Source organism: Pseudomonas sp. SIMBA_067 (genome assembly GCF_046534675.1).
Taxonomy (GTDB): domain Bacteria; phylum Pseudomonadota; class Gammaproteobacteria; order Pseudomonadales; family Pseudomonadaceae; genus Aquipseudomonas; species Aquipseudomonas putida.
Genome location: NZ_JAWRYH010000001.1, coordinates 701,045 through 720,240 on the forward strand (window position 1 = coordinate 701,045; position 19,196 = coordinate 720,240).

The window sequence follows — 19,196 nt, forward strand, 5'->3', positions numbered from 1 at the left end:
GCGCTCAGCGCCCGCCGCTCAGGTCAATGAAACTGCCGGTGGAATAGGACGCTTTGTCCGAGAGCAGCCAGAGAATGGCTTCGGCCACTTCCTCGGGGCGCCCGCCGCGCCCCATGGGCAAACCGGGCTCAAGCTTGCTGACCCGGTCGGGGTCGCCGGACAAGGCATGGAACCCTGTGTGGATGTAGCCCGGGCGTACGCCATTGACCCGCACGCCCTCGCCTGCCACTTCTTTTGCCAGGCCGATGGTGAAGGTGTCGAGCGCGCCCTTGGAGGCGGCATAGTCGACATATTCGTTGGGCGAGCCCAGGCGCGCAGCCATCGATGACACGTTGACAATGGCCCCGCCGTGCCCACCATGCCGATGCGCCATGCGCAACAAGGCGTGCCTGGCGCAGAGCATGGGGCCGACGACATTGGTTTTCATGATCTTCAGCAGGCGGAACTCGGACATTTCCTCGACACGGCTCTGCTGGCCGATGGTGCCGGCGTTGTTGACCAGTGCGGTGACCGGGCCGAGCTCTTCGTCGACGCGCCGAAACAGGTGGATGATCTCATCCTCGACGCTGACGTCGGCGCGCACGGCGATAGCCTCGGCGCCCAGGGCGCGGACCTGGCCGAGGAGGGTTTCGGCGGCCTGGTCGTCGGCGTGGTAGTTGATGCAGATGCGGTAGCCCTCGCGGGCCGCCAACAGCGCCGTGGCGGCACCGATACCGCGGCTGCCGCCGGTGATGACGATGACGTTCTCCATGATTATGCCAATCGCTTGGGAAAGGGAGGATCGACAATAGGCGAAAAGGCTACAGATGGGAATGACCGAGGTCAGCTCACACAACCGTGACCGTGTGATTTAGCTCAATGCCCCGCCGATGCCGGCCCGGCCTTGGCAGTGAACGGTGGCTTGGCGAACCACACCAGCAGGATCAACCCGGCAAACACCCAGGTCATCAGGGTGAAGTAGTCCACTGTCGACATCATGTAAGCCTGCCCGTTGAGTATCTGCTCCAGCTGCGCATAACTCTGCGGGCTGGCCCCGCCCAACTGCTCAAGCGTATGCCGCGTCGCCGGGTCGAACTGGCTGATGTTTTCGCTGAGATAAGCATGATGCTGGTCCGCCCGGCGAATCCAGATCCACGTCGTCAACGACGCCGCAAAACTCCCGCCCAAGGTACGCAGGAAGGTCGCAAGCCCCGAACCGTCGGCAATCTGGTGCGGCGGCAGGTCGGACAGCAGGATGCTCAAGGTCGGCATGAAGAACAACGCCACGCCAATGCCCATGAACAGCTGCACCAAGGCCACATGCTGGAAGTCCACCTCGCTGGTGAACCCGGCACGCATGTAGCAACTGGTGCCGATCGCCAGGAACGCCAGGCCCGCCAGCACACGCAGATCGAAGCGGTGCGCGTACTTGCCCACGAACGGCGACATGATCACCGGCAGCAAGCCAATCGGCGCCACCGCCAAGCCCGCCCAGGTGGCGGTGTAGCCCATCTGCGTCTGCAACCATTGCGGCAGGATCAGGTTGATACCGAAGAACCCCGCATAACCGCCGACCAGCACGATGGTGCCGACGCGGAAGTTGCGGTGCACGAACAGGCGCAGGTTGACCACCGGGTGGCGGTCGGTCAGTTCCCAGATCACGAACACCGCCAGGAACACCACCGAAATCAGGCTACCGATAATGATGAACGACGACTCGAACCAGTCCAGGTCGTTGCCTTTGTCGAGCACGACCTGCAACGCCCCGACACCGACAATCAGCGTCAGCAAGCCGATGTAGTCCATCGGCTGGCGGCTGGTGACCACAGGCCGGGTACGCATCTGCTGGCGCACCACAGCGGCGGCAAACAGGCCAATGGGCACGTTGATGAAGAAGATCCACGGCCAACTGTAACTGTCGGTGATCCAGCCCCCCAGGATCGGCCCGGCAATGGGCGCCACCACCGTGACCATCGCCAGCAGCGCCAGGGCCATCCCCCGCTTGGCCGGGGGATAGACGGCAATCAGCAAGGTCTGGGTCATCGGGTACAACGGCCCGGCGACCACGCCCTGCAATATGCGGAAACCTACCAGTTCGGGCATCGACTGGGCGATACCGCACAGGAACGACGCCAGCACGAACAACAACGTGGCCCAGATGAACAGTTTCACTTCGCCAAACCGCCGGCTGAGCCAGCCAGTCAACGGCAAGGCGATGGCATTGCTCACCGCGAACGAGGTAATGACCCAGGTGCCCTGCTCGTAACTCACCCCCAGGTTGCCGGAAATGGTCGGCAATGCCACGTTGGCGATGGTGGTGTCGAGCACCTGCATGAACGTCGCCAGCGACAGCCCGATGGTGGTCAGCAGCAGGCTCGGCGGCGTGAACTGGGCAGCGGCGTTGTCGCTCATCGCTGGGCCGTCTTGCCGGTTGCGCTGTTGTCGTGGATCAACCGGGCGATCAGGTTGTCGGCCTCGACCAACTGACGGTCATACACCTGGGTGGTGTAGCTGGCCTGCTGTGGGGGCTGCTGGGCCAGGGCCGGGCCGCTCTGGTCATGCAGGTCGACTTCTACTACGGTGGACAGGCCAATACGCAGTGGGTGGTCCTTGAGCTGATCGGGGCTCAGGTGAATACGCACGGGGACGCGCTGGACGATCTTGATCCAGTTGCCGGTGGCATTCTGTGCCGGCAACAGGGCGAAGGCACTGCCGGTACCAGCACCAAGGCTGTCGACCGTGCCGCTGTACTTGACCTCGCTGCCGTAGAGGTCGGCGCTGATCTGCACCGGCTGGCCGATGCGCATCTCACGCAGCTGGGTTTCCTTGAAGTTGGCGTCGATCCACACCTGGTCCAACGGGATCACCGCCATGGTCGCGGTGCCTGGCTGCAGGCGCTGGCCCAGTTGCACAGTACGTTTGGCAACGTAACCGGTAACCGGTGCCACCAAGGTGGTGCGAGCGTGGTCGAGGTAAGCCTGGCGCAGGTCGGCGGCGGCGGCCATGACCTCGGGGTGCGAGGAAACCACGGTGTCGTCGACCAGCGCGCTGCTGGTACTGAGCTGCTGACGTGCGCTGTTGACAGCGGCCTGGGCGACACTCAGGTCATCGCGGGCGTGGGACAGCTCTTCTGCAGCAATCGCCCCGCTATCGGCCAGCACCTTGCGCCGGTTGAAGTCCTGCTGGGCTTTGCGCAGTTCGGCCTGGCGGGTTTCCAGCTGGGCCTTGAGCGAGTCGACATTGCTGTACAGCCCGCGCACCTGACGCACGCTGCGTGCCAGCTTGGCTTCGGCAGACTGCAAGGCCACCTCGCTGTCGGCCGGGTCGAATTGCAGCAACACCTGGCCGGCATGGACCAGGTCGCCGTCATCGGCACCGATGCTGGTGACGGTGCCGGTCACTAGCGGGGTGATCTCCACCACGTTGCCGTTGACGTAGGCATCGTCGGTGCTTTCGTGCCAGCGCCCCACCAGGCTGTACCAGGCCCAGGTGCATGCACCGGCAAGTACCAGCAACAGCAGCAGGCCAAGCAGCCAGGCCTTGCGCTTGCGCGACGGCTCGGGCGCGGCGGAGGGAGTCGGGGTATCTGCGGAGGTAGCCATGACAATACCTTGGATAATTCGTGACAGGGTTCAACGGTCGCCAAAGCGGCGGATCGTCAACGGGTCGCCAGCACCGAGCAGGACCTTGGCCAGCAGGCCTTCCAGGGCCTTGAGCTCATCAGGCGCCAGCACGCCGCACAACTCGTTCATGGCGGCAGCGCCAATTTCCGGGAGGCGGTCGGCCAGGCGCTGGCCATCGGCGGTGAGCGCCAGGCGCACCAGGCGGCGGTCGTCGGCGCAGCGGTTGCGCACAATCAGCTCCTTCTGCTCTAGCCGGTCCAGCATGCGGGTCATCGAACCGCTGTCCAGGCCCAGGTAGCGGCACAGCTCGGCCGGGGTATCCACCTGGTACTGGGTGACGATGATCAGCACCTTGAACTGCGCGGCGGTGACGCCCTCTGATTCGAGGTGCCAGTCGAGAATGCGGTCCTTCAGGATCGCCGCACGGCCAAGGAGCATGCCGATGGCGCAGGTCTGGAAGTTTTCGGGGGAGAAGTGGGCCATCGGAGGCTGCTCGGGCAATTGTGTGAAAATATTACTGCCTAGGCAGTGAATGTCAAAGCTTTGATTAGCTAGCTATGGAAAATTTCATGCTTTATGCCTGAAATGCGGCCCTTTGTAGGAGTGGCCTTGTGCCGCGATGGGGCGCGAAGCGGCCCCAGTTTTGTGCCAGGGCAGCAATTTTTGGGGCCGCCTTGCGGCCCATCGCGGCACAAGGCCGCTCCTACAAGGGCCTGCGTCAGGGCGGTTATTGCGCCCGCAGGCCCAGCGCCTCAACCGCCCCGCAGGCAATCGCCATGCCCACCAGCTCTGCCAGGCTGCCCGCCTGCAGCCGCTTCATCACCCGGCCGCGGTAAAGGTCGACGGTCTTCACACTGATGCCCAGTTGCTCAGCAATCTCGCGGTTGCTCAACCCTTGGGCCAACGGCACGAAAACGTCGCGCTCACGCGGCGTCAGGCCGTCGATACGCACTTGCACCAAGGCCAGCGCCTGGTCGCCCTGCCGCGCCCGCCCGGCGTGCTCCAGCGCCGCCTGCACGCTGTCGAGCAGCAACTGGTCGTTGTAGGGCTTTTCGATGAAATCACAGGCGCCAGCCTTGAATGCCCGCACCACGATCGGCACATCGGCATGGCCGCTGACGAAGATCACCGGCAGCGCCAGGCCGCGCTCGCGCATCGCCTGCTGCACGGCCAACCCGCCCAGCCCCGGCATACGCACATCCAGCAGCACACAGGCGGGCCCATCGTCGACGCATGCATCGAGAAACGCTTGCCCGCTGGCGAACGGCAAGGCTTGCAGGCCCACCGACTGTAACAGCCAGACTGTCGAGTCGCGCATACCCTGGTCGTCATCAACCACATACACTTTTGCTTGCACCACCGCCCCCTTTACGCCCTGCTGACTGCCAGCCGGCAGCACAGTACCAAACCGCCGTTATCACCCGCGCGCGCCCACAGGCTGCCGCCAAAGCCTTCGATCAGGCTGCGGCTCATGCTTAAACCCAGGCCCAGGCCATCGGCCTTGCTGGTGGTGAACGGTGTGAAGATTTCATCCAGGCGCTCGGGCGCTACACCCGGGCCCTGGTCGGCCACCTCGACCAGCACACCATCGCCGTCCCGCGCGGCGCCGAGCAGGATACGTGACGGCTGGTCGCCGTGCAGCTCACGGTTGGCATCGATGGCATTGCGCAGCAGGTTAAGCAGCACCTGTTCCAGCAATACCCGGTCGGCATACACCGAAGGCAGCTGCGCACTGACGCGCAGCTCGACCAGCACCTGGTCGCGCGCGGCCTCCCAGGCGCACAGCCGCATGGCTTCGCCGGCCACTTCGGCCACGTCCAGCGCCTGCAGGCGCCGTGGCCCTTTGCGCAGGAAGGCGCGCAGGCGGCGGATCACTTCAGCGGCGTGGGTGGCCTGCTCGCGGATACGCAGCAGGCCCTGCCCTACCCGCTCGCGGGCCTGGGGATCACCCTCCAGGCCCTGCAGGTAACGCTGACTGGCGTTGGCGTAGTTGACCACCGCCGCCAGCGGCTGGTTGATCTCGTGGGCAATGCCTGAAGCCAGCTCGCCGAGGGTGGCCAACCGTGCACTGTGCGCCAGGCTTTCCTGGGCTTCGATGCGCAAGGTGATGTCGCGGGACACGCTGACCACCTCCACCACCGAGCCGGTGTAGGTCTCGCGGATGGCCCGGCTGGCAATTTCAAACCAGCGATAGCCGCCACAGGCCTGGCGCACCCGGCAGGTCATGGTGTGATAGCCATCCTGGTCCAGGGCAGCGGCCGCCTGGCGCAGCACCTGGCGGCGCTCACGCGGGTGCAGCAAAGTATGCACGGCTATGCCACGCAATTGCTCGGGCCACAGGCCGAGCAGGCGGAACGCTGCCGGCGAGGCATCCAGGAAACGGCCATCCGGGCTGTGCCGGGAGATCAGGTCGGTGGTGTTTTCAATGATCAGCCGGTACAGGCGCCGGGCGCGGCTGGCCTCGCGTGCACCACGGCGCTCTTCGCTGGCGTCACGACAGCGCCCGAGCACCTGTTGGCCCTGGTCATCCGGAATGAAAGACCACAGCACGGTGCGCTCCCCCACTTGCACCTCGACGTCGGCAATCGCCCGATGCTGGCGCAGGCACGCACGCACCAGCGCGGCGCAGTTGGCCGGCAGCCAGCTGGTCAGCGCCGGGCCTTCGTCAATCCACGCTTGCAGGGCCGCGTTGAGTGCCAGTGGCTTGGCGTCGGCTGCCAGCAAAAGGCTGGGTTGTGGGTCTTTGGCAAGCAAGGGGTAAGCAGTCTGGTCCACGGTAGGCGGCTCGTTGTTATAGTAGTTTTACTATATTGCTATAGTCGATATTCCTACTACCATAGCGACTCGCGTAAAACTGCGACAGAGGGAGCGGCCCACCGTCCGCGCCCCTGCACCCTGAACAGAGCTAACAATCAGCCATCGGGGGCCAAGCGCACAAGCTGCGCCTGCCTCCCTTACAGGATTACCGCATGTCGATCTATGCCCAGGGCCTGATGCCCGCTGCCGTCAACCATGTCGCCCTCACCCCGCTAAGTTTCATCGAACGCACCGCCGCCGTGTACGGCAACTACCCGGCGGTGATCCACGGTGCCATCCGCCGCAACTGGCAAGAAACCTACCAACGCTGCAGGCGCCTGGCCAGCGCCCTTGCGGGCCGTGGCATAGGGCGTGGCGACACGGTGGCGGTGATGCTGCCCAACACCCCGGCGATGCTCGAAGCGCACTTCGGTGTGCCCATGACCGGCGCCGTGCTCAACACCCTTAACGTGCGCCTGGACGCCGAGGCCATCGCCTTCATGCTGCAGCATGGTGAAGCCAAGGTGCTGATTACCGACCGCGAGTTCCATGCGGTGATCGAGGCCGCCCTGGCGTTGCTCGAACACCCGCCCCTGGTGGTGGATGTGGATGACCCGGAGTACGGCGAAGGCCGTGCGGTCAGCGCGCTGGACTATGAAGCCCTGCTCGCCGAAGGCGACCCGGAATTTGCCTGGGAATGGCCGGATGACGAGTGGCAGGCCATTTCGCTCAACTACACCTCCGGCACCACCGGCAACCCCAAGGGCGTGGTCTACCACCACCGCGGCGCCTACCTTAACGCCCTGGGCAACCAGATGACCTGGGCCATGGGCCACCGCCCGGTGTACCTGTGGACCTTGCCCATGTTCCACTGCAACGGCTGGTGCTACCCCTGGACCATCACCGCCCTGGCCGGCACGCACGTGTTCCTGCGCCGGGTCGACCCGCAGAAGATCCTGAACCTGATCCGCGAACACCGGGTCACCCACCTGTGCGGCGCCCCGATTGTGCTCAACGCCCTGGTCAACATGCCCGAGGCAGCCAAAGCCGCCATCGAGCACCCGGTACAGGCCATGGTCGCCGGCGCCGCGCCACCGGCCAAGGTCATTGGCGCCGTGGAAGAGATGGGCATCCACGTCACCCACACCTACGGCCTGACCGAAGTCTATGGCCCGGTGACCGTGTGTGCCTGGCATGACGAGTGGAACGAACTGTCGCTGGAAGAGCGTGCGCGAATCAAGTCACGTCAGGGCGTGCGCTACCCGACCCTGGACGGGTTGATGGTGGCCGACCCGCAGACACTCGAGCCGGTGGCACGCGATGGCAACACGCTGGGCGAGATCTTCATGCGCGGCAACACCGTGATGAAGGGCTACCTGAAAAACCCCGAAGCCACCGCCGAAGCGTTCCGTGGCGGCTGGTTCCACACCGGTGACCTGGCCGTGTGGCATGCCGACGGCTATGTCGAGATCAAGGACCGCCTCAAGGACATCATCATTTCCGGTGGCGAGAACATCTCCACCATTGAAGTCGAGGACGCCCTGTATAAACACCCGGCAGTACTTGAAGCCGCCGTGGTGGCGCGCCCGGATGAAAAGTGGGGAGAAACCCCGTGCGCGTTCGTTGCCCTGAAGCCAGGCCGGGAGGACACCCGCGAAGCCGACATCACCGGCTGGTGCCGCGAGCACCTGGCCGGGTTCAAGGTGCCGAAGACGGTGGTGTTTGGCGAGTTGCCCAAGACCTCCACCGGCAAGATCCAGAAGTACGTCCTGCGCGACCGGGCCAAGGCCCTCTGAAGCCGTAACGGCCTCGACGTTTCTCTGTAGGAGCAGCCTTGTGCTGCGAAGAGGCCCTCACCGGCGAAGACTACCTTCAGCCCTGCCGGCCCTTCGCAGCACAAGGCTGCTCCTACACGGGTACGGCGCAACCTTCACAGATATCCTCTTCACTTCAAGAGCCCCTGATGACCACTTACTCCGCCCCCCTGCGCGACATGCGCTTCGTCCTGCATGACGTGTTCAACGCCCCGGCCCTGTGGGCCCGCCTGCCCGCCCTGGCCGAGCGCATCGATGCCGACACCGCCGACGCGATCCTGGAAGAAGCAGCCAAAATCACTAGCCAGCTGATCGCCCCGCTCAGCCGTAACGGCGACGAGCAAGGTGTGCGCTTCGACGCCGGCCAGGTCACCACGCCAGACGGTTTTCGCGAAGCCTGGCAGACCTACCGCGAAGGCGGCTGGGTCGGCCTGGGCGGCAACCCGGCATTCGGCGGCATGGGCATGCCGAAAATGCTAGGGGTGTTGTTCGAAGAAATGCTCTACGCCGCCGACTGCAGCTTCAGCCTGTATTCGGCGTTGAGCGCCGGCAGTTGCCTGGCAATCGATGCCCACGCCAGCGAAACGCTCAAGGCAACTTACTTGCCGCCTCTGTACGAAGGCCGCTGGGCCGGCACCATGTGCCTGACCGAGCCACACGCCGGCACCGACCTGGGGCTGATCCGCAGCCGCGCCGAACCCCAGGCCGACGGCAGCTATCGCATCAGCGGCAGCAAGATTTTCATCACCGGCGGCGAGCAGGACCTGACCGAGAACATCATCCACCTGGTGCTGGCCAAGCTGCCGGATGCGCCCGCCGGCGCCAAAGGCATCTCGCTGTTCCTTGTGCCCAAATACCGGGTCGAGGCCGATGGCAGACTGGGCGCGCGCAATGCCGCCCACTGCGGCTCGATCGAGCACAAGATGGGCATCAAGGCTTCGGCCACCTGCGTGATGAACTTCGACGATGCCGAGGGTTACCTGGTGGGCGAGCCGAACAAGGGCCTGGCGGCCATGTTCACCATGATGAACTACGAGCGCCTGTCCATCGGCATCCAGGGCATCGGTTGTGCCGAGGCGTCCTACCAGAGCGCCGCCCGGTACGCCAACGAGCGTCTGCAGAGCCGCGCCGCCACTGGCCCACAGGCGCAGGACAAGGCTGCCGACCCGATCATCCACCACGGTGATGTACGGCGCATGCTGCTGACCATGCGCACCCTCACCGAAGGTGGCCGGGCGTTTGCCGCCTATGTCGGCCAGCAACTGGACCTGACGCGTTACGCCGAAGACGCCGGTGAACGTGAGCACGCCCAGCGCTTGGTGGCACTATTGACCCCAGTGGCCAAGGCCTTCTTCACCGACAACGGCCTGGAAAGCTGCGTGCTCGGCCAGCAGGTATACGGTGGCCATGGTTACATCCGCGAATGGGGGCAGGAGCAGCGGGTGCGCGATGTGCGCATTGCGCAAATCTATGAAGGTACCAACGGTATCCAGGCGCTCGACCTGCTGGGGCGCAAGGTACTGGGGGACGGTGGCCAGGCACTGGCCAGCTTCGCCGCCGAAGTACGTGCTTTCAGTGTGGATGCACCGCTGCACCGCGAGGCCTTGCAGGCGAGCCTGGCGCGGCTGGAGGCTACCAGCGCCTGGCTGCGGGCACGGGCAGGCGAGGATGCCAACCTGGTCAGTGCGGTGGCGGTGGAGTACCTGCAGCTGTTCGGGCTGACGGCGTATGCCTACATGTGGGCGCGGATGGCGGCGGTGGCCTTGGCCAGGCGTGAGGAAGATGACGCGTTTCATGGGGCCAAGCTTGCATGTGCGGCGTTCTTCTTCCAGCGTATGCTGCCGCGTGGTCTGGGGCTGGAAGCCAGTATCAGGGCAGGCAGCGGCAGCCTTTATGGGCTGGAGGCGGCGCAGTTCTGAAGCCTGCGCATTACCGGTGGGAGCGGGCATGCCCGCGAAGCAGACCACGCGGTGCATGGCACGGGCTTCGCCCGTGTTCGCGGGGCAAGCCCGCTCCCACAGTGATCGCGCAAGCTTTGTGATTTCGTACAAGACAGCTGCCCCACAAGAGGTACGCGATTACCTGTGGAGCGGCCTTGTGTCACGATGGGCTGCAAGGCAGCGCCAGGGATTTCAGCCTCCCTTGCCGCCCGCGAAGGGTTCTCAAACGCTGAAAAACCGTGCAAATCTGACGAAAAACAGCCACAACTGATAGTCATTCGCCATTACATCGGTTCTCGGGAGCCCTCCAGCAAGGGTAGAATACGCAAAATCCGGAGCCGCAATGAATCACGACCGCCTCAACACCAGCCCTGACGATGCCATCACCGACGCCGCCGCGCACTGGTGCATGCGCCTGCACGCCGATGATTGCACGGCGTCCGAGCGCGAGGCGTTTGCCCGCTGGCTGGCGGCGGACCCGCGGCATGCCGAGGAATACCAGGCAATGCTGGAGATCTGGCAAACCGCCGACCTGTTGCCACGCAACGCCATCGTCGTAGACTTCAACCCGGCCACCCGTCAATCTGCCCGCCCTCGCAACTGGCGCGCGCTGGCATATGCCGCCGCCATCGCCCTGGCCGTGCTGCCGCTGGCCGGCTGGCTGGGCTGGGAACAAGGCTGGCTGCCCAACCACTACCAGCATTTCGAAGCCGGCGACCGCATGCAGACCGTGGAGTTGAGCGACGGCAGCACGGTACAGCTCAACCTCCACACAGAGCTGACCTACCTCAACTACAAGGACCAGCGCCAGGTCACGCTCAAGCGCGGCGAGGCGTTCTTCAAGGTGCAGCACGACAGCAGCCACCCGTTCATCGTGCATGCAGGCCGTGGCCAGACCCGAGTCACTGGCACCCAATTCAACGTGTGGAAATACCAGGACCAGGTCAAGGTTACGCTGGTGGAAGGCTCGGTGCTGGTGTCCAGCGACGGCACCACCGGTGGCTACCGTCTGGGCCCTGGGATGCAGGCCAGTTATCACAAGGGCGACTTCGAGCCGCAGCTTGAACAGAGCGATGACTACGGCAACAGCCTGGCCTGGCGCAGCGGCAAGCTGGTGCTCGACAACCTGAGCCTGGAGCAGGCGCTGCCGGTGATCAACCGCTACCTCGATGCGCCGCTGCAACTGGCAGATGCCGGCACCGGCCGCATTCGCATCAGTGGTATCTACAACACCCGTGAGGTCGCGCGCCTGGTCAACAACCTGCCCAAGGTGCTGCCGATCTACCTCACCCGCAGCAAGGACGGCAGCACCGTGCTCAACCGCATCTCGCCGCCGCCCGACAAGGGCTGACCCCCTCGCCCCTTACAGCGTCATCGCCGCCACCCACCCAAACGCCAGCAATGGCAGGTTGTAGTGGATGAAGGTCGGTACCACGGTGTCCCAGATATGGTGGTGCTGGCCATCCACGTTCAGGCCCGAGGTCGGCCCCAGGGTCGAGTCCGAGGCCGGCGAGCCTGCGTCACCCAAGGCACCGGCAGTACCGACGATGCAAACGGTGGCCAGCGGGTCGAAGCCCAGCTGCACGCACAGTGGCACAAAAATCGCGGCCAGGATCGGCACGGTGGAGAACGACGAGCCGATGCCCATGGTCACCAGCAAACCCACCAGCAGCATCAGCAAGGCACCGATGCCCTTGCTGTGCTCGATCCACTGGGCCGAGGTTTCCACCAGGCTCTTCACCTCACCGGTCGCCTTCATCACGTCGGCAAAGCCCGAGGCGGCAATCATGATGAAGCCGATCATCGCCATCATCTTCATGCCCTCGGTGAACAGGCCGTCGGTGTCCTTCCACTTGACGATCCCTGACAGCGAGAAAATCAGGAAACCGACCATGGCGCCGATGATCATCGAGTCCAGCAACAACTGGACGATGAACGCTGCGGCAATTGCCAGCCCCGCCACCAGCAGCGTCAGCGGGTTGTACTGCACGCTCACCTGCTCCACCTGCTCGATGCGCGCCAGGTCGTAGTCACGCTTCTTGCGGTAGCTGATGAACACTGCCAGCAGCAAGCCGACCAACATGCCCGCAGCCGGTATGGCCATGGCGTGGGTGACGTTGACACCGCTCACTTCGACACCGGCACGGGCAACGTTGGCCAGCAGGATTTCGTTGAGGAAAATGTTGCCGAAGCCCACCGGCAGGAACATGTACGGGGTGATCAGGCCGAAGGTGATCACGCAGGCGATCAGCCGGCGGTCGATGCGCAGGCGGGTCAATACATACAGCAACGGCGGGACCAGAAGCGGAATGAAGGCAATGTGGATGGGCAGGATGTTCTGCGACGACACCGCCACCACCAGCATCAGGCCGATCATCAGCCATTTGACCTTGCCGCCATTGGCGTGGCCCTGGCGATCGATCATGGCCAATGCACGGTCAGCCAAGGCATGGGCCAGGCCGGACTTGGCAATGGCCACCGCAAAAGCGCCCAGCAGCGCATAGGACAAGGCAACCGTGGCGCCACCGCCCAGGCCACCGTTGAACGCCTTGAGCGTGCCTTCGATGCCCAGGCCGCCCACCAGCCCACCCACCAAGGCACCAATGATCAGGGCGATGACCACGTGCACGCGGGACAGGCTGAGTATCAGCATGATGCCGACCGCGGCGATCACTGCATTCATGGTTGGCTTACCTCATTACGACAGAAAAAAGCGCGCACTCTGAAGCAGTGCGCGGCAGATGTCAAAAGCGCCATGTTGCGGCGGATTTCACAGAAGGCCGGATTTAAATTGAATGTTTGAATAAAGAAAAAATTGACTGGGCCGATAAGCTGTTGGGCTCCCCGCCCAACCCAGCCCCAAAGCCATAACCCTTAGTGCCCAAAAAAAGGGATCCGCCCCCATGCCTTTGCGCCAACTTTCCATCCAGTGGAAGATCACCCTGCTCGCCGGCCTTTGCCTGGCTGGCATCGTCACCTTGCTCGTCGGCCTGTCGTTGTACCGGATGGACCATAGCTCGGACCTGGTCAAGGCCAGCAGCATGCAGATGCTGACCGAGGCGGCGCAATCACGCATCGAGTCGCAGGGTGAAGTGCAAGCGCTGAACATCCGTCGCCAGTTCATGGATGCTTACCAGTACGGCGCCGGCTTCGCCCGCCAGGTGCTATTCCTGCGCGAACAGGCAGAAAAGCGCTACCTCGACGCGTTTGACCTGCGTGAAGACATGACCCGCCAGGTGCGCACCGCCCTGCAGGCCAACCCCGACCTGCTCGGCCTGTCGCTGGTGTTCGAGCCCAACGCGCTGGACGCCAAGGACAGCCTGTTCGCCGGCAAGGCAGAGTTGGGCAGCAACGAAACCGGGCGCTTTGCCCTGTACTGGTCGCAGCCGCGCGCCGGCCAGCTGACCGCCATGGCGCTGCCTGAACACGACATGGCCAACACCGAGATCGGCCCCAGCGGCCAGCCGGCCAACACCTGGTGGGTGTGCCCGCGTACGACCGGCAAGGTGTGCGTGGTAGAGCCCTACTTCTATGACATCGATGGCCAGCAGGTGCTGATGACCAGCATCGTCTTCCCGCTGGCGGTCAACGGCAAGATCATTGCCACCCTGTCCATCGATATTAACCTCAACAGCCTGCAGGCCCTGAGCCAAGAGGCCAGCCGCAGCCTGTACGAGGGCCGCACCACGGTCGGTATCCTCAGCCCGGTCGGCCTGCTGGCCGGCTACAGCGCCGATGCCAGCAAGCTGGCCCAGCGCTTCGACCAGGTGGACTCGGCCAAGGGCGCCGAACTGGTAAGCAAGCTGGCCGATGGCAAGATGACCATCCTGCACGACCAGCAGCGTCTGAAGGTGCTGGCCGCGTTCCGGCCGATCCCCGACGCGCAACCCTGGGGCGTGCTGCTGGATGTGCCGGAAAATGCCCTGACCGGGCCTGCCGAAACACTGAAGCAGGAACTGGACGCGCTGAACACCAGTGGTACCCTCCTGGAGCTGGGCCTGGGCCTGGCGGCAGCCATTGCCGGCCTGCTGATGGTGTGGCTGATGGCCCGCGGCGTTACCCGGCCGATCCTCGGCGTGGCCGCCATGCTCAAGGACATTGCCAGCGGCGAAGGCGACCTGACCCGCCGCCTGACCTACCAGAAGCAGGACGAGCTGGGCGAGCTGGCCGGCTGGTTCAACCGCTTCCTCGACAAGTTGCAGCCGACCATCGCCGAGGTCAAACGCTCGGTGCAGGCTGCACGAGGCACCGCCGACCAGTCCTCGGCAATTGCCACGCAAACCAGCGCCGGCATGGAGCAGCAATACCGCCAGGTCGACCAGGTGGCCACGGCCTCGCACGAAATGAGCGCTACGGCCCAGGACGTGGCGCGCAGTGCTTCGCAGGCCGCCCAGGCCGCCCGTGATGCCGACCAGGCCACCCGCGAAGGCCTGGCAGTCATCGACCGCACCACCCAAAGCATCGATGCCCTGGCCGCCGACATGAGCAACGCCATGGCCGAAGTCGAAGGCCTGGCGCAGAACAGCGAAAAGATCGGTTCGGTGCTGGAAGTGATCCGCTCGATTGCCGAACAGACCAACCTGTTGGCGCTGAACGCCGCCATCGAGGCAGCCCGCGCGGGTGAAGCCGGCCGTGGCTTTGCCGTGGTTGCCGATGAAGTGCGCAACCTGGCCCGACGCACCCAGGAGTCGGTAGAAGAAACCCGCCAGGTGATCGAGGCCTTGCAGGACGGCACCCGCGAAGTGGTCGGTGCCATGGACAACAGCCACCGTCAGGCCCAGGGCGGTGTCGAACAGGTTGGCCAGGCCGTGACTGCGTTGCAGCGTATCGGCCAGGCGGTGACGGTGATCACCGACATGAACCTGCAGATCGCCTCGGCCGCCGAAGAGCAAAGCGCGGTGGCCGAAGAGATCAACAGCAACGTGGCAACCATCCGCGATGTCACCGAATCGCTGTCGGGGCAGGCCAACGAGTCGGCGCGAGTCAGCCAGTCCCTGAACAGCCTGGCCAACCAGCAGCAGGCGCTGATGGACCAGTTCCTCGTCTGAGGCAACCGGGGCCGCCCCGCGCGGCCCTGAGCCCCGCCAACACCTCGTCGTCTACACTTGCCCCCACCCCCAAGGCGCGGCAAACGACGAGGTCTGGATGAACAAGTTTTCAACGCTGCTGGCCGGCCTGATGCTAGCCGTAGGCCTGGCCAACACCCACAACGCTGTATCGGCAGAGCAACGCCCACCGATCCATTTCGGTGCCATCGGCTGGGAAAGCGGTGCCCTCACCACCGAAATCCTGCGGCTGATCGTGGAGCGCGGGTATGGCTACACCACCGATACCCTCCCCGGCAGCACCGTCAGTATGGAAGTGGCCCTGGCCCGCAACGACCTCCAGGTGATCGCCGAAGAGTGGGCCGGACGCAGCCCTGCCTGGGTCAAGGCCGAGCAGGCAGGCCAGGTATTCGCACTGGGCGACACGGTCAAGCATGCAGAAGAAGGCTGGTGGGTACCCGCGTACGTGATCGAAGGCGACGCTGCTCGCAAGTTGAAGCCTTTGGCGCCCGAACTGCGCAGCGTCGACGACCTCAAGCGCTACCCGCAGGTATTTCGCGACCCCGAGTCACCCGACAAGGGCCGTTTTCTGAACAGCCCCAGCGGCTGGACATCGGAAACGGTCAACAGCCAGAAACTCAAGGCGTATGGCCTGGATGAGCTGTACACCAACTTCCGCAGTGGCTCCGGTGCAGCGATGGATGCGGAAATCGGCTCGGCCATCCGCCGTGGCCAGCCGGTGCTGTTCTATTACTGGAACCCGACACCGTTGATGGGGCGATACAAACTCATCCGCCTGCAAGAGCCAGCGTTCGATGCCGAGGCGTGGGCCACGCTGACCGATGCCGGAAACCCCAGCCCGAAGGGTAGCCGCTCACTGCCCGCGAAGCTGTCGATTGGTGTATCGAAGGCCTTCCGTGATGGCTACCCGGACCTCGTCGCGGTGTTCGAGCAGGTCGACCTGCCGATCGATCGGCTCAACAAGGCGCTGGCCGTCATGAGCGAAAAGCGCACGCCACCGCGCGAGGCCGCCCTCACCTTCCTGCGTGACAACCCAGAGGTGTGGAAAGCCTGGCTGCCTGCCGAGGTTGCCACCAAGGTCGAGGGCAGCCTGTGAGCAACGGCTTTCCCCAAGCCCTGCAGTTTTCTTTCGCTGACAGCGTAAACAGGCTGGTCGACTGGCTGGTGCTGAATTACGGCGATCACTTGCGCGCGGTCTCTGACCAGCTGCTGCAACTACTGGTCGGCCTGGAGAACCTGCTGCGCCTGCTGCCCTGGTGGTTGCTGTTGCTACTGGTTGGCCTGCTTGCCTGGCACGCCAGCCGCAGCCTGCTGCGCAGCGCGGTGCTGGTAGCGCTGCTGGCCTTGATCGGGATGCTCGGGCTGTGGGACAAGCTGCTGCAAACCTTGGCCTTGGTGCTGGTGAGTACCGGCCTGTGCGTGCTGGTGGGCGTGCCGCTGGGCATACTACTGGCTTCCCGGCCACTGGCGAGGCGGCTGCTGTCACCGGTACTGGATGTGATGCAGACGCTGCCGGCCTTCGTTTACCTGATCCCGGTGCTGATGCTGTTCGGCCTGGGCAAGGTCCCCGCCGTGTTCGCCACGCTGATCTACGCCCTGCCGCCACTGGTGCGGTTGACCGAACTGGGCCTGAGCCAGATCGACCCTTCGTTGCTGCAGGCCGCACACGGCCTGGGGGCAACCCGCTGGCAGCGGCTGCGGCGCATTGCCCTGCCGCTGGCGCTGCCAAGCATCATGGCCGGGCTCAACCAGTCGGTAATGATGGCCTTGTCGATGGTGGTGGTTGCATCGATGATCGGTGCCCGCGGGTTGGGTGAGGATGTGCTGGCGGGGATCCAGACCTTGAATGTCGGCCAGGGTGTGGAGGCCGGGCTGGCGATCGTCGCCCTGGCCATGGTGATCGACCGGATCAGCCAGGCGTATGGGCGTAATGTGCGCTGAGCAGCCTTGTGCTGCGAAAGGACCGGGCCTGACAATGCAGCACTGACCGTTCAACCCTGGACCTGCCCGCGTGTCTCTCAAAGCCTTGCGTACCCTGGTAACCATCGCCCGCCACGGCACCTTTGCCCGCGCCGCCGATCTGCTCAGCCTCACCCCTTCGGCGGTGAGCCTGCACATCAAGACCCTTGAAGACGAGTTGCAGGCACCCCTGTTCGACCGCAGCCGCAGGCAGGTGGTGCTGACCGAAGCAGGCCAGTTGGCGGTGGCCCGCGCGGAGAGCATCCTGGCTGCCTACGACGAACTGGCCGACGCTGTGGCCAGCGGCCCGAGCCTGCGCGGCCGCCTGCGCCTGGGGGCGATCCATACCGTGCTGGCGCGGCGCTTGCCCAAGGCGCTGGTATGGATCAAGGCCAACCACCCACAGTTGCACATCAGCGTGGCCTCGGGCATGTCGGCGGAGCTGGCACGCCGCGTGGAGGACGGTGAGCTGGACGCGGCAATCACCACTGAGCCGGTCAGCCCATACCCACAAAGCCTGGATTTCACACCGCTGTTCGAGGACCGCTTCTGGGCCATCGCCAGCCCCGAACTGGCCGGGTACAGCGTACCGGAGCTGCTCGCCAGTCAACCGTTCCTGCGCTTCGACAAGCGTGCCTGGGCCGGGCGGCAGATCGAGCAGGAACTGCGCCGCCAGCATTTGCAAGTGAGCGAACAGATGGAACTGGACAGCCAGGAAGCGTTGGCAAGCATGGCCGTCATGGGCCTGGGTGTGGCGATCATCCCCATGGCAGACGACGACCTGAAACGCCTGCCGCCGGCCACCTGCCTGCCGTTTGGCGAACCGCAACTGACCCGCCGTGTGGTGTTGCTGGAGCATGAGAAAAGCCAACGGCGGCATTTGAGCGCGGTGTTGAAGACTGCGCTTGAGGCGTAGTTGCAATTACTGACTGTCCTGGCGGGATCTCTGTGGGAGCGGGCGCGCCCGCTCCCACAGAGACCGCCTAATGCCTAAACCATGCATTTTTTCTCAACAGTCAGTGCAGAAAACAACGTTTTTACAGATCAGTCCTCAGCAGTAGTCTTTGCGCGTACCCGACCACGGAACGTCGACCATGCTTCACTTGCTGCTGACCACCCTGCTACCGATCATCCTGCTGATTACCCTGGGTACTTTCCTGCGCCTGCGCGGCTTTCTGGCCGAGAGTTTCTGGCCCGGCGCCGAGCGCCTGAGCTACTACGTACTGCTACCTTCGCTGTTCTTGCACGGCCTGGCCACGGCCAACCTCGATGGCGTACCGGTGATGGGCATGGTCGGCGTGCTGATGCTCTCCACCCTGGCCGGCGCCGTGCTGCTGGTGCTGTACCAGGGCGCAATCAACCACGACGGCGCGGACTTCACCTCGGTCTTCCAGGGCGGTATCCGCTTCAACAACTACATCGGCGCTACCCTGGCCGCCGGCCTCTACGGCAGCGCCGGGATTGCCCTTGCAGCAGTGGCCAATGCCGCCATCGTGCCCTTGGTCAACCTGCTCTGCGTGCTGGTGTTCGCGCGTTTCACCGCCCGCCACAGCTCACCGGCCACGGTGCTGCGGGCAATCTTCGCCAACCCGTTGATCGTCGGCTGTGCCGGCGGCCTGCTGCTGCGGGTAACGGGGCTGGGCTTACCGCCGGGCATCGAACCCACGGTCAAGGCGCTGGGCCAGGCCGCCCTGCCAATGGGCCTGCTATGTGTGGGCGCAGCGCTGGGTGGGGCCAGCCTGGGCCAGCAGGTGCGCCCACTGATGGCGGCGTCGGCGTTCAAGTTCCTGGTCATGCCCCTGACCACATGGGGCCTGTGCCGCGTGCTGGGCCTGAGTGGCCAGGCAGCCGTGGTGGCGGTGCTGTTCCAGGCCCTGCCCACTGCTTCGTCCTCCTATGTAATGGCCAGGCAAATGGGTGGCAACGCCCCGCTGATGGCCACCATCATTGCCCTGCAGACCGTCGCGGCCGCCGCCACCCTGCCTTTGGTACTAATGCTTACGCTTGGCTAGACTGGCA

At 64.5% G+C, this 19,196-nt stretch carries 15 protein-coding genes and 1 pseudogene; 9 read left to right on the forward strand and 7 right to left on the reverse strand.

The genetic code is table 11. The features are described from left to right. Nucleotides 1–4: 4 nt before the first annotated feature. From SB765_RS03275 to SB765_RS03300, 6 genes are all read right to left on the reverse strand, one after another. A complete protein-coding gene (locus SB765_RS03275) occupies nt 5–751 on the reverse strand; it encodes an SDR family oxidoreductase (RefSeq protein ID WP_341798674.1) in 747 nt (248 codons plus the stop codon). Nucleotides 752–855: 104 nt separating this feature from the next. Beyond that, entirely contained in the window at nt 856–2,391 is a 1,536-nt protein-coding gene (locus SB765_RS03280; protein WP_341798673.1) for a DHA2 family efflux MFS transporter permease subunit, read from the reverse strand. Then, nucleotides 2,388–3,581, reverse strand: a complete 1,194-nt coding sequence (locus tag SB765_RS03285) for an HlyD family efflux transporter periplasmic adaptor subunit (protein ID WP_341798672.1) — start codon at nt 3,579–3,581, stop codon at nt 2,388–2,390. Before SB765_RS03285 ends, SB765_RS03280 begins: the two co-directional genes overlap by 4 nt. Before the next feature lie 30 nt (nt 3,582–3,611). Then, nucleotides 3,612–4,085: a MarR family winged helix-turn-helix transcriptional regulator gene (locus tag SB765_RS03290; protein ID WP_016499362.1), complete on the reverse strand. Its 474-nt coding sequence runs from the start codon at nt 4,083–4,085 to the stop codon at nt 3,612–3,614. 244 nt (nt 4,086–4,329) lie between these two features. Next, a complete protein-coding gene (locus SB765_RS03295; protein ID WP_041168009.1) occupies nt 4,330–4,962 on the reverse strand; it encodes a response regulator transcription factor in 633 nt (210 codons plus the stop codon). 8 nt (nt 4,963–4,970) lie between these two features. Continuing rightward, nucleotides 4,971–6,377, reverse strand: a complete 1,407-nt coding sequence (locus tag SB765_RS03300; RefSeq protein WP_410930927.1) for a sensor histidine kinase — start codon at nt 6,375–6,377, stop codon at nt 4,971–4,973. A 194-nt stretch (nt 6,378–6,571) separates the two neighbouring features. Here SB765_RS03300 and SB765_RS03305 point away from each other — a divergent pair, with 194 nt between their 5' ends. The 3 genes from SB765_RS03305 to SB765_RS03315 all read left to right on the forward strand — a co-directional run bounded on the left by SB765_RS03305 (nt 6,572) and on the right by SB765_RS03315 (nt 11,503). After that, nucleotides 6,572–8,194 (forward strand): acyl-CoA synthetase, encoded by a 1,623-nt coding sequence (locus SB765_RS03305; RefSeq protein ID WP_410930928.1) that lies wholly within the window; start codon nt 6,572–6,574, stop codon nt 8,192–8,194. Nucleotides 8,195–8,361: 167 nt separating this feature from the next. Beyond that, nucleotides 8,362–10,131: an acyl-CoA dehydrogenase C-terminal domain-containing protein gene (locus tag SB765_RS03310; RefSeq protein WP_410930929.1), complete on the forward strand. Its 1,770-nt coding sequence runs from the start codon at nt 8,362–8,364 to the stop codon at nt 10,129–10,131. 364 nt (nt 10,132–10,495) lie between these two features. Then, complete coding sequence (locus tag SB765_RS03315; RefSeq protein ID WP_410930930.1) at nt 10,496–11,503, forward strand: FecR family protein; 1,008 nt, start codon at nt 10,496–10,498, stop codon at nt 11,501–11,503. Nucleotides 11,504–11,515: 12 nt separating this feature from the next. Here the strand turns inward: SB765_RS03315 and SB765_RS03320 are convergent, their stop codons facing one another. After that, entirely contained in the window at nt 11,516–12,835 is a 1,320-nt protein-coding gene (locus SB765_RS03320; RefSeq protein ID WP_341798667.1) for a Na+/H+ antiporter family protein, read from the reverse strand. A gap of 541 nt (nt 12,836–13,376) precedes the next feature. Here SB765_RS03320 and SB765_RS03325 point away from each other — a divergent pair. The 6 genes and pseudogenes from SB765_RS03325 to SB765_RS03350 all read left to right on the forward strand — a co-directional run. Next, nucleotides 13,377–14,342, forward strand: a pseudogene (locus SB765_RS03325) (HAMP domain-containing protein); the annotation flags it as partial. A 102-nt stretch (nt 14,343–14,444) separates the two neighbouring features. Beyond that, nucleotides 14,445–15,200, forward strand: coding sequence for a methyl-accepting chemotaxis protein (locus SB765_RS03330; RefSeq protein ID WP_410931056.1), 756 nt, complete (start codon nt 14,445–14,447; stop codon nt 15,198–15,200). A 97-nt stretch (nt 15,201–15,297) separates the two neighbouring features. Further along, nucleotides 15,298–16,314 (forward strand): ABC transporter substrate-binding protein, encoded by a 1,017-nt coding sequence (locus tag SB765_RS03335; protein ID WP_410910327.1) that lies wholly within the window; start codon nt 15,298–15,300, stop codon nt 16,312–16,314. Then, nucleotides 16,311–17,159 carry an ABC transporter permease gene (locus SB765_RS03340; RefSeq protein WP_410930931.1) on the forward strand — a complete coding sequence of 283 codons (849 nt, stop codon included), beginning with the start codon at nt 16,311–16,313 and terminating at the stop codon, nt 17,157–17,159. Before SB765_RS03335 ends, SB765_RS03340 begins: the two co-directional genes overlap by 4 nt. A 70-nt stretch (nt 17,160–17,229) precedes the next feature. Continuing rightward, complete coding sequence (locus SB765_RS03345; protein ID WP_410910326.1) at nt 17,230–18,093, forward strand: LysR family transcriptional regulator; 864 nt, start codon at nt 17,230–17,232, stop codon at nt 18,091–18,093. A gap of 178 nt (nt 18,094–18,271) precedes the next feature. Next, the gene (locus SB765_RS03350) at nt 18,272–19,189 is read left to right on the forward strand and encodes an AEC family transporter (RefSeq protein WP_341798662.1); all 918 of its coding nucleotides are present in this window, start codon (nt 18,272–18,274) and stop codon (nt 19,187–19,189) included. Nucleotides 19,190–19,196 lie beyond the last annotated feature (7 nt).

Coding starts and splice junctions, on each gene's coding strand:
- SB765_RS03275 (WP_341798674.1), bottom strand. CDS start 751: ATGGAGAACGTCATCGTCATCACCGGCGGCAGCCGCGGTATCGGTGCC.
- SB765_RS03280 (WP_341798673.1), bottom strand. CDS start 2,391: ATGAGCGACAACGCCGCTGCCCAGTTCACGCCGCCGAGCCTGCTGCTG.
- SB765_RS03285 (WP_341798672.1), bottom strand. CDS start 3,581: ATGGCTACCTCCGCAGATACCCCGACTCCCTCCGCCGCGCCCGAGCCG.
- SB765_RS03290 (WP_016499362.1), bottom strand. CDS start 4,085: ATGGCCCACTTCTCCCCCGAAAACTTCCAGACCTGCGCCATCGGCATG.
- SB765_RS03305 (WP_410930928.1), top strand. CDS start 6,572: ATGTCGATCTATGCCCAGGGCCTGATGCCCGCTGCCGTCAACCATGTC.
- SB765_RS03310 (WP_410930929.1), top strand. CDS start 8,362: ATGACCACTTACTCCGCCCCCCTGCGCGACATGCGCTTCGTCCTGCAT.
- SB765_RS03315 (WP_410930930.1), top strand. CDS start 10,496: ATGAATCACGACCGCCTCAACACCAGCCCTGACGATGCCATCACCGAC.
- SB765_RS03320 (WP_341798667.1), bottom strand. CDS start 12,835: ATGAATGCAGTGATCGCCGCGGTCGGCATCATGCTGATACTCAGCCTG.
- SB765_RS03330 (WP_410931056.1), top strand. CDS start 14,445: ATGGAGCAGCAATACCGCCAGGTCGACCAGGTGGCCACGGCCTCGCAC.
- SB765_RS03335 (WP_410910327.1), top strand. CDS start 15,298: ATGAACAAGTTTTCAACGCTGCTGGCCGGCCTGATGCTAGCCGTAGGC.
- SB765_RS03350 (WP_341798662.1), top strand. CDS start 18,272: ATGCTTCACTTGCTGCTGACCACCCTGCTACCGATCATCCTGCTGATT.